Origin of the sequence: Tepidimonas fonticaldi (genome assembly GCF_007556755.1) — a bacterium.
Taxonomy (GTDB): Bacteria; Pseudomonadota; Gammaproteobacteria; order Burkholderiales; family Burkholderiaceae_C; genus Tepidimonas; species Tepidimonas fonticaldi.
Genome location: NZ_VJOO01000051.1, coordinates 1 through 7,792, shown reverse-complemented (window position 1 = coordinate 7,792; position 7,792 = coordinate 1). Strand labels below are relative to the sequence as shown.

The following is a 7,792-nucleotide window of genomic DNA, read 5'->3' as shown; positions in this document are numbered from 1 at the left end:
CGCGCAGGTTTGCATTCGGGGCGAATACGCCGTGGAAGCGGGTGAGATGCGCGCGAGGTGGCGGGACCAGTGCCGCCAGCTTGGCGATGAAGTCCACCGCATCCCATTCGACATGCGTGGTCCCATTTCGCCACGGCGTCTTGATCTGATACCGCACCCTACCCTGCGGTGAGATCGACAGCCGCTGCTCGCTGATCGCCGGGCGCGTGATGTAGCGGCACAGCTTTTCGAGCTTGTGGCTCTCGTTGGCCACGATCCGATGTCCCACGCAATCCCCAAAACGGTGGGGGACGGGGGAGCAGCGGCGTATCCACCGCGTGGCATGGCAATGCCCAATGACCATCCAGGCGGCGCCGGCTGCTGGGTTTTCCGCCACCGGCCCAGTGACCGGCCGCTGACCATCCCCCTGTCCCCAAGAACGGCGAGCCGCGTGCTCGCCGTTTTGGCATGGACGCGTGCGGATTGGCGAACCCGAAGTTTGTGCGTGGTTCGCCATTCGGTCCCTCCAAGGTTCGCCACCCGAAGCCTGCAATGACACCTGTTCCTCAACAGCGTCATAGGAGGCTTCCATGCCGACAACGGCAAGCACCATCCCCCGGTCGCCGGTCGATGCGATCAACAGCCTGTCTCCCGGCGACCGTCGGGTCCTCAACGAGAACGAGCTCGCGCAGCGCTGGGGCCTGAGCCCCAAGACCCTGCAGCGCTGGCGCAGCGAAGGGCGGGGCCCGCGCTACCTGAAGCTGTCCAAGCGCGTCAGCTACCCCCTGGAGTCGGTCATCGAGTTCGAGCGTGGCGCCCTGCACGACTCGACCTCCGAGCGCGCGGCGCGCTGAAGGGGGATGCGATGAGCGATTTGACCCTCTACCCCGCCGACATCGCCGCGATGTCCGTCGGCCAGCTGGCCGCGCTGCCGCCTGCCCAGAAGGCGGAGATCAGCCGCAACCTCGACGAAGCCCTCGACTGGCTCAAGAAGGCGCGCGCCAAGTTCGACGCGGCGCTCGATGCCGCCTATGGCGAACGGGCCAAGGCCGCGCGCATTGAGGCCGGCAAGGACTTCGGCGTCATCCACATCAACGACGGCTCGCTGCGCGTGACCGTCGACCAACCCAAGCGCGTGTCCTGGGACCAGGTGCAACTGGCCGCCATCGCCCGGCGCATCGCCGCCGCCGGCGAGAAGGTCGAGGACTACCTGGACGTCGAGTACTCCGTCTCGGAATCGCGCTTCTCCAACTGGCCGCCGGCACTGCGCGCCGGGTTCGAGGCCGCCCGCACCGTCAAGCCCGGCAAGCCCACGTTCCGGCTGGCCCTCGTCTCGGGGATCGATTACTATGAACGTAAAACCATTTACCAATGACCAATGGTTATCCATGAAACGGCCATGAAGTCTCCCTACGGTTCCTGCGGTTCCTGCGCGTCTGCCGATGGTCGAGGCCGTGCGGGCGGCTTTACGCTCATCGAGCTGATGATCGTCGTCGCCATCGTGGCCATCTTGGCCGCCATCGCCCTGCCTTCCTACGAGCGCTATGTGAAGAAAAGCCGCGCGCGCGGTGCCTCGGCCGATCTCGTGGCCTTGAGCCTGACGCTGGAAAACCGCTTCCAGAAGTCCCTGAAGTACCCGGTCTACACCAACCAGAATCCGGTAGGCCATGCCGATTTCAGTGCATGGAGCCCTGCGCAGGGCAGCAGCTTCACCTATGCCGTCACGTCCGACGCCAACAGCTACACCCTTACCGCGACCGCCCGCGACAGCGGCTGGACTTGCACGTTGACGCTGAACCATAAGAACGAGCGCAACGCAGCGAGCAGCTGTCCCATCCTGGGGACATGGTGAACATGCGCGGCTTCACGCTCATCGAACTGATGGTCACGCTCGCCATCCTGGCGATGCTGCTGCTCATGGCCGCGCCCTTGGCCGCCGACTGGGTGCACGGCGCACGCACGCTGCAAGCCCGGGGCACGCTGGTCCAGGGCTTCGAGAACGCCAAGGCGCTGGCGCTGCGCAACCCCTGCGAAGCTCCCAACGCCACCGGCGCCCATGCCGCCGTCCTGCAAGCGCAGACCGATGGCACCGCCGTCACGCTGAACGTCCTGGCGCAAGGCGGCAGCGGCTGTGCCCCCAACCCGCAGTGGACCGCCCGCCTGCCCGAGGGCGTAAGCCTCACCTTGAACGGCACCCTGCTCACGACCAGCAGCACACCGCTCACCGTGGAGCTGGACAACCGCGGCCTGCCCGCCGCCAGCATTCCCTTCATCCTGCGCCGAGGAGGCCCTCAGAATGACGAAACCGGCACGCTGCACTGATCCCCGCCGCGCCCAGCGTGGCGACGCGCTGCTGGAAGCCCTCGTCGGCATCCTCCTGCTCGCCCTTCTGGGGCTGGGCCTGAGCTACGCGGCCGCGCGCATGCTCGCCGCCCAGCGCTACGCAGCCGCGCACGGCATCGTGGTCGCGCAGATGCGCAATGCCCTCGAGACCCAAGGCATCGCGCATCTGTGCAGCAACCCGCATACCTTCTCCTTCACCCCGGTGGGCGGCAGTGCAGTTAGCGTGGAACTGCCCGCCGCGCACTGCGAAAAGCATGACGTGGCGATCAGCACGGGCGGGGCGCTGTCGGTCACGCTGCCGCAGGCCGCCGTCACGCGCATGGTCTTTTCCACGCAGGACACCGACACCGACAGCGCCCGTGAACTGCTGGGCCCCGGCAGTATCGTCCTGAGCCAATGAAGTCACGCGCCATGCCCTTGCCCCCCCCTGCACCGCTGCGCCAGCGCGGCATCACCCTCATCAGCCTGATGACCGGCCTGGTCATCTCCATGGTTCTGGTGCTCGCCATCTTGATGCTGTTCCAGCGGATGGTGCGCGCCTCCACCGCCGCGCGCATGGACGCCCAGGCCGACGCACAGCGCGCCGCGGCCTTCCTGTCGGCAGGCATCGCTGCGCAGGAAGCGGGCTACGGCATCGACGCGGCGCATGCCGGCACCCACCTCGTGGTGCTCAAAGACGCGAAACTGGACGGCTCCACCCTCTCGGGCACATCGGTCTCCTTGGGCGCCACCGGCAACGCGGTCGTGTGGGCCGAAAACGCCACGGGCGGCCCGCGCTGCTCGGCCCTGCTGGCACCCAGCCTCAGCGACAAGGGTGGCCTGCGCAAGCTCGGCCCGGTCCCCTGCGCCGATGCCGCGGCCTTCTCCACTCTGGCCTGGACGACAGTGCTGCCGTTGATGGATGCCCCCACGACACCCGTCGCCGATCCCCCCGCGGCACCCCTCGTCACCATCACCTTGCAGAAAGCCGCCTGCACCCCGTTCGGCATCGCCGCCGGCACGGGCGCTGACGAAAAAGTCCTGCTGACCCTGACCGCCGCCAACAGCAACGGCGTGGAGCTGAAAACCAGCCAGTGCCTGGTCAACGTCTCCGCCTCCGCCCCCCCTCCTTGAGGAGTTCCGCCATGCTTCGTCCCGTCCACCCCATGGCATCGCAGCGCGGTATCGCCACCGTGCTGATCCTGCTTCTCGTGGGCCTGTCGCTCTCGGCAGCGGTATTTGGCACCGCGCACTACATCCGCAGCCACCAGCAGCAGGACGTCGCCGTCCATGCGCAGACCCAGGCACAGATGAAGGCATGGACGGGCGCCGAACTGGTGCGGCAGTACCTGCAGCAGTTGCAAGACAGCGGCCAGCTCGCGGCGCTGTATGCCAAGGCCACGCCCTTCGACCTCACGCTTTCGGGCGACGGCGTCACCGACGTCGTGCTCGCACGCATCACGGCAACGGACAGCACGGCCAAGACGGTCACCGCGCGCATCACGGGCGTCACCGCGCCGGATTCGTCGGCCGAAGCACGCGCGGTGCTGGAGGTGGTCTATGCCGTCGGCGCGGGCTCCGGCACGGCGCCCAGCCTGTGCGCCACGCCCAGACCTACGTCCACCGTTCTGCGGGGCGACGTCCGGATTACGGGAGGCACGACGAGCTTCACCAGCGGAGAAGACTACACAGACCTCGCCATCGACGGCAGCCTCACGATCGAGAGCGCCTCGCAAGCCATCATTTCGGGCTGCACCAAAGGCGACATCACCTTGAGCGGCGGCGGCATCGATGCCAACGCCACGCTCAGTTCCCAGAACGGCACCATCCGCATCAACAGCATGGCCCAGCCGACCAACGCCACGCTGTGGGCGCGGGCCATCAGCATCGGCAACACCGGCAGCGCCAATTACAACGCGCTCAAGGCCGGCGCCTACGAGGCCGACGTGAAGACGACGGGGGGTGTCAAAGTCGGCACTGCCTACGCCGGCGGGCGGCTCCTCAGCGCCACGGCCGGCCCCAGCGTGCCCTGGCGTACCGGCACCGTGGTGCCCTGGTCAACAGGCAACCTGCTGGTCACGCTCAGTGACGGCGGTGAATACCTGGTGGACATGGCCCGGGTCGCGATCGACTCGGCCACTGGCGCCGTGTCGAACGCCCGAGCCGCTGCCCAGAAAGTCAATGCCAGCGGCAGCGCCGAACTGCCCGACAGCTTCACCCTGCACGCTACTGACGTCGCCGGGGGCGACATCGGGCTGCACACACTGTCCGTACAGGAGACCTGGGGCTACCACGTCACCATGAGCGGCTATGGCGGAAGCTACGAGCGGGTTTTGCCGGCAGGCGATTTCAAGGTTGTCACAGCCAGCATTCAGGAATTGCGCGGCGGCGGTTTTCTTTGGGCTATTGCCGGAGGGTGTAGTTCGCCGAGCAACTGCTGGAATTTCCCCTCGATTACCGACGGCTCCATCGCCGGACAGTTTTACTATGGCAGCGGCAAAACGCCGCTCAGCAGCCACCCCAAGGTGCAGTACCCCGTGGCCGGCACATCGCCGGGCCTGCCCGGCGCGCCGTTCTGCGATACGCGCACCGACACCTTCGACGCCGCAGCCTTCCGCTCATCCGCCAACTACATCTTCGACTTCGATGCCAACGGCAAGCCACGCCTCACCATCCAGCACATGAAGGCGAGCGACGGCAGGTCCATCGACCGCGCTGGCATCGACCTGACGGCGGTGGACCCTGTCCCCACCACCGCACCGGGCGCAATGGTTCTGCGGCGCATCAACGGCGTGGACTTCCTCGGCTGCGACAACCAGTCGCCCAGCAACCAGTACAGGGATGCCCTGGCCTGCCTGCGCAATGCCACGCCAGCCACTGGCTGGCGCTTGAACGGCATCACCAAGTTCCCACCCGGCATCGCGCTGTTCATCGGCCCGGTCACCATCGACGGAGTAGCCTCCAGCCAAGGCACGCTGTACAACACAATCCTGTCCACCGGCGGAGTCACGCTCACCGGCTCAGGGCATGGGCCGCTGGTGGCGCCCAACTTCGCCAGTCCGCTCTCGCCTGTGTGCGATGGCCCCTTCTATCCCGCCAACCTGTGCGACAAGTCCACCACGCCCAGCTCGCTGGCGAAATGGGTCGACGCCGAAGGGCAGGAGCACGCAGGCCTGCCGCTGGCCAACCTGGCCATCGGTACCAACGGCGACCTCAGCGCCAACTCGTGGGATGCGCCCAACGGCATCACGGGTAACGTGATACTGGGGAAAAGCATCAGCACCGGCGGCGCCACCATCAGCATTGCCGGTTTACTCACTGTGGGTGCCAATGAGCGCAGCGCCACCACCATCACCCAAGGCGGCCTGAGGCTGGACACGACCCGCCTCACGCGTGACCAAGGCTACCTGCCCGGCGGCAGCTGCACGTCTGCGGCCACGCCGCAGCCCGTCGCCATGAAGTGGAGCCGCTACCTGTAGCAGTCCTGGGCGTGCCTGCCAGCATCTCCCGCATGCCCGCATTCCCTTCGCTGCCGCCGGCCGGCGGCATTGCCGCCCTGCTGTGAGGTTGCCCCTGAAAACTGGAGTTCTTAACCCTTGTTGAAAATACCGACAAGGAGTTCAGAGATGAGTGACAAGCAGGTGCGTGCGCAGTACACGCGAGAGTTCAAGCAGGAGGCTGTTCGGCAGGTCCGCTCGGGTCAGGCGATTGCGGTGGTGGCCAAGGTACTGGGCATTCCCAAAGCGAGCCTGGGCAACTGGGTGCGGCTGTCAGCCAAGGGAGAATTGGACGGTGCGGGCGGTGGAGGCAAGAGCATCCAGGTCTCGCCCGAGCAGATGGAGATAGCCCGGTTGCGTGCAGAGAATGCTCGCCTTCGCATGGAGCGCGACATCGCAAAAAAAGCCGCGGCCACCTTCCGCAGGACACGCTGCGAGGTACGCCTGGATTCACCAAATGAGAAAGCTGTACCCGGTGAGTGTGTCCTGCGGGGTGCTGGAGGTCAGCGCAAGCGGGTACTTCAACTGGCTGCGCCGGCGGCAGGCGGGCCACGGTGGACCTGCCCGGCGTCACAGTGACGAAGCCCTGCTGGCGTACATGCGCGCCATCCACGCCGAGGTGAAGGGGGAATACGGCTGGCCCCGCATGCACAAGGAACTGCTGGCCCGGGGCATCCGGGTGGGCAAGGACCGGGTGCGCAAGCTCATGCAGCAGCACGGCATCAGGGCCAAGACCAAACGCAAGTTCGTGGTGACTACCGACAGCCGCCACAGCCTGCCGGTGGCGCCCGACTTGGTACAGCGGCGCTTCAACCCCGAGGCGCCCAACCAGCTGTGGAGTGGCGACATCACCTACATCCAAACCGACGAGGGCTGGCTGTACCTGGCTGCGGTCATCGACCTGTTCAACCGTCAGGTGGTGGGTTGGAGCCTGCAGCCGCACATGCAGGCCAACCTGGTCAAGGACGCGCTGGCCATGGCGTGGTGGCGCCGCAGGCCACCTCCTGGACTGATATTCCACAGCGACCGGGGCAGCCAGTATTACAGCCATGAGTTCCAGGATGCCTTGAAGGACTGGGGCATGCGTTCATCGATGAGCCGCAAAGGCAACTGCTGGGACAACGCACCGACCGAGAGCTTCTGGGGTCGGCTGAAAACAGCTAGCGTACATGGGTGCAAATTCGCTACCCGTGAGCAGGCCAGGCAGGCGGTGATGGACTGGATAGCCTTCTACAATCACCGCAGGCTGCATTCGTCGCTGGGCTACCTCAGCCCGATGCAGTACGAGCAGCGCTGGTACGAGGCACAGCGTAAAAAGGCCGCGTGAACCGTGGGTTAAGAGCTACACGAAACAGGGGCAAGGTCAGTTCGTCGAGTCGGTCGGTATCGAGCATCACCAGCCTCCTCCGACGAGCGCTTCGTACTCGGCCAACGGACGCAGCAGCGCATCGGTGGGCGGCGGCACTTCGATTGCGGCCGGCGGCGGTGACCCACCCAGCAGATGGCTACGCTCGATGCTGCGCCCGCGACTGCCGCGCAGCTGCGCGTGGCGGGCCACTTCCTCGCCGGCGTACTCGACCACCACCGTGTCGGCGCTGACGACGACCGTGACCATCTCACCAATCAGCCGCCACGGCACGCTGTAGGCGTTGGTGTCCAGTTCGATGCAGCCCTCGGCATTGACCCGGCGCACGAGCTCGCGCACCTGCAGGAAGGGGGCGATGCCGGCGATCGGGCGCAGATGCGCACGCTCCAACTCGAAGCGCTCAGCGGGCGTGACGCCCGTCGTGCCGTGGATGCGCACATCGGCCACCTCGCGCTGCCAGCGCGCCAGGTGCGCCTGCATCGCCGCCCAGCTCTCGAAGGCATGACCGGCGATGGCGTTGTTCTTCACGTAGCCCACGCCGTTCTCGGTCTTGCCCTTGGTGCGGGCGCGAAACGGCGCGCACGCCCGGGCTGCGATGTCCCAGTGGCGGCAGAACGCCTCGAAGCGG

General features: G+C 66.6%; 9 protein-coding genes and 1 pseudogene. 8 read left to right on the top strand and 2 right to left on the bottom strand.

The features are described from left to right. Window positions 1–250: pseudogene (locus Tfont_RS13930) on the bottom strand (transposase); the annotation flags it as partial. Window positions 251–569: 319 nt separating this feature from the next. Between Tfont_RS13930 and Tfont_RS13925 the strand changes: the two are divergent. From Tfont_RS13925 to Tfont_RS13890, 8 genes are all read left to right on the top strand, one after another. Next, window positions 570–833, top strand: coding sequence for a helix-turn-helix transcriptional regulator (locus Tfont_RS13925; RefSeq protein ID WP_028769813.1), 264 nt, complete (start codon window positions 570–572; stop codon window positions 831–833). 11 nt (window positions 834–844) lie between these two features. Next, window positions 845–1,354: a hypothetical protein gene (locus tag Tfont_RS13920; RefSeq protein ID WP_143969887.1), complete on the top strand. Its 510-nt coding sequence runs from the start codon at window positions 845–847 to the stop codon at window positions 1,352–1,354. Between the two features lie 24 nt (window positions 1,355–1,378). Then, a complete protein-coding gene (locus Tfont_RS13915) occupies window positions 1,379–1,831 on the top strand; it encodes a type IV pilin protein (RefSeq protein ID WP_143969886.1) in 453 nt (150 codons plus the stop codon). 2 nt (window positions 1,832–1,833) lie between these two features. Next, window positions 1,834–2,301, top strand: coding sequence for a prepilin-type N-terminal cleavage/methylation domain-containing protein (locus tag Tfont_RS13910; RefSeq protein WP_260682411.1), 468 nt, complete (start codon window positions 1,834–1,836; stop codon window positions 2,299–2,301). Beyond that, window positions 2,276–2,722 (top strand): hypothetical protein, encoded by a 447-nt coding sequence (locus Tfont_RS13905; RefSeq protein ID WP_143969884.1) that lies wholly within the window; start codon window positions 2,276–2,278, stop codon window positions 2,720–2,722. The genes Tfont_RS13910 and Tfont_RS13905 overlap by 26 nt, the downstream gene beginning before the upstream one ends. 11 nt (window positions 2,723–2,733) lie before the next feature. Next, on the top strand, window positions 2,734–3,435 hold the full coding sequence (locus Tfont_RS13900; protein WP_143969883.1) for a PilW family protein: 702 nt from the start codon (window positions 2,734–2,736) through the stop codon (window positions 3,433–3,435). An 11-nt stretch (window positions 3,436–3,446) separates the two neighbouring features. Beyond that, window positions 3,447–5,780 (top strand): hypothetical protein, encoded by a 2,334-nt coding sequence (locus Tfont_RS13895; RefSeq protein ID WP_143969882.1) that lies wholly within the window; start codon window positions 3,447–3,449, stop codon window positions 5,778–5,780. Window positions 5,781–5,927: 147 nt separating this feature from the next. Next, a protein-coding gene (locus Tfont_RS13890) for an IS3 family transposase (RefSeq protein WP_143969881.1) occupies window positions 5,928–7,125 on the top strand; the annotation gives its coding sequence in 2 pieces (ribosomal slippage) (window positions 5,928–6,223 and window positions 6,222–7,125; 1,200 coding nt in all). Window positions 7,126–7,191: 66 nt separating this feature from the next. Here Tfont_RS13890 and Tfont_RS13885 read toward each other — a convergent pair. Then, window positions 7,192–7,792: transposase (locus Tfont_RS13885; protein ID WP_143969880.1), on the bottom strand; the 601-nt coding region annotated here is incomplete at its 5' end.

What these genes read in the sequence shown, in the direction of transcription:
- Tfont_RS13915 (WP_143969886.1), top strand. Translation starts at nt 1,379, where the DNA reads ATGAAGTCTCCCTACGGTTCCTGCGGTTCCTGCGCGTCTGCCGATGGT.
- Tfont_RS13905 (WP_143969884.1), top strand. Translation starts at nt 2,276, where the DNA reads ATGACGAAACCGGCACGCTGCACTGATCCCCGCCGCGCCCAGCGTGGC.
- Tfont_RS13900 (WP_143969883.1), top strand. Translation starts at nt 2,734, where the DNA reads ATGCCCTTGCCCCCCCCTGCACCGCTGCGCCAGCGCGGCATCACCCTC.
- Tfont_RS13910 (WP_260682411.1), top strand. Translation starts at nt 1,834, where the DNA reads ATGCGCGGCTTCACGCTCATCGAACTGATGGTCACGCTCGCCATCCTG.
- Tfont_RS13895 (WP_143969882.1), top strand. Translation starts at nt 3,447, where the DNA reads ATGCTTCGTCCCGTCCACCCCATGGCATCGCAGCGCGGTATCGCCACC.
- Tfont_RS13920 (WP_143969887.1), top strand. Translation starts at nt 845, where the DNA reads ATGAGCGATTTGACCCTCTACCCCGCCGACATCGCCGCGATGTCCGTC.
- Tfont_RS13925 (WP_028769813.1), top strand. Translation starts at nt 570, where the DNA reads ATGCCGACAACGGCAAGCACCATCCCCCGGTCGCCGGTCGATGCGATC.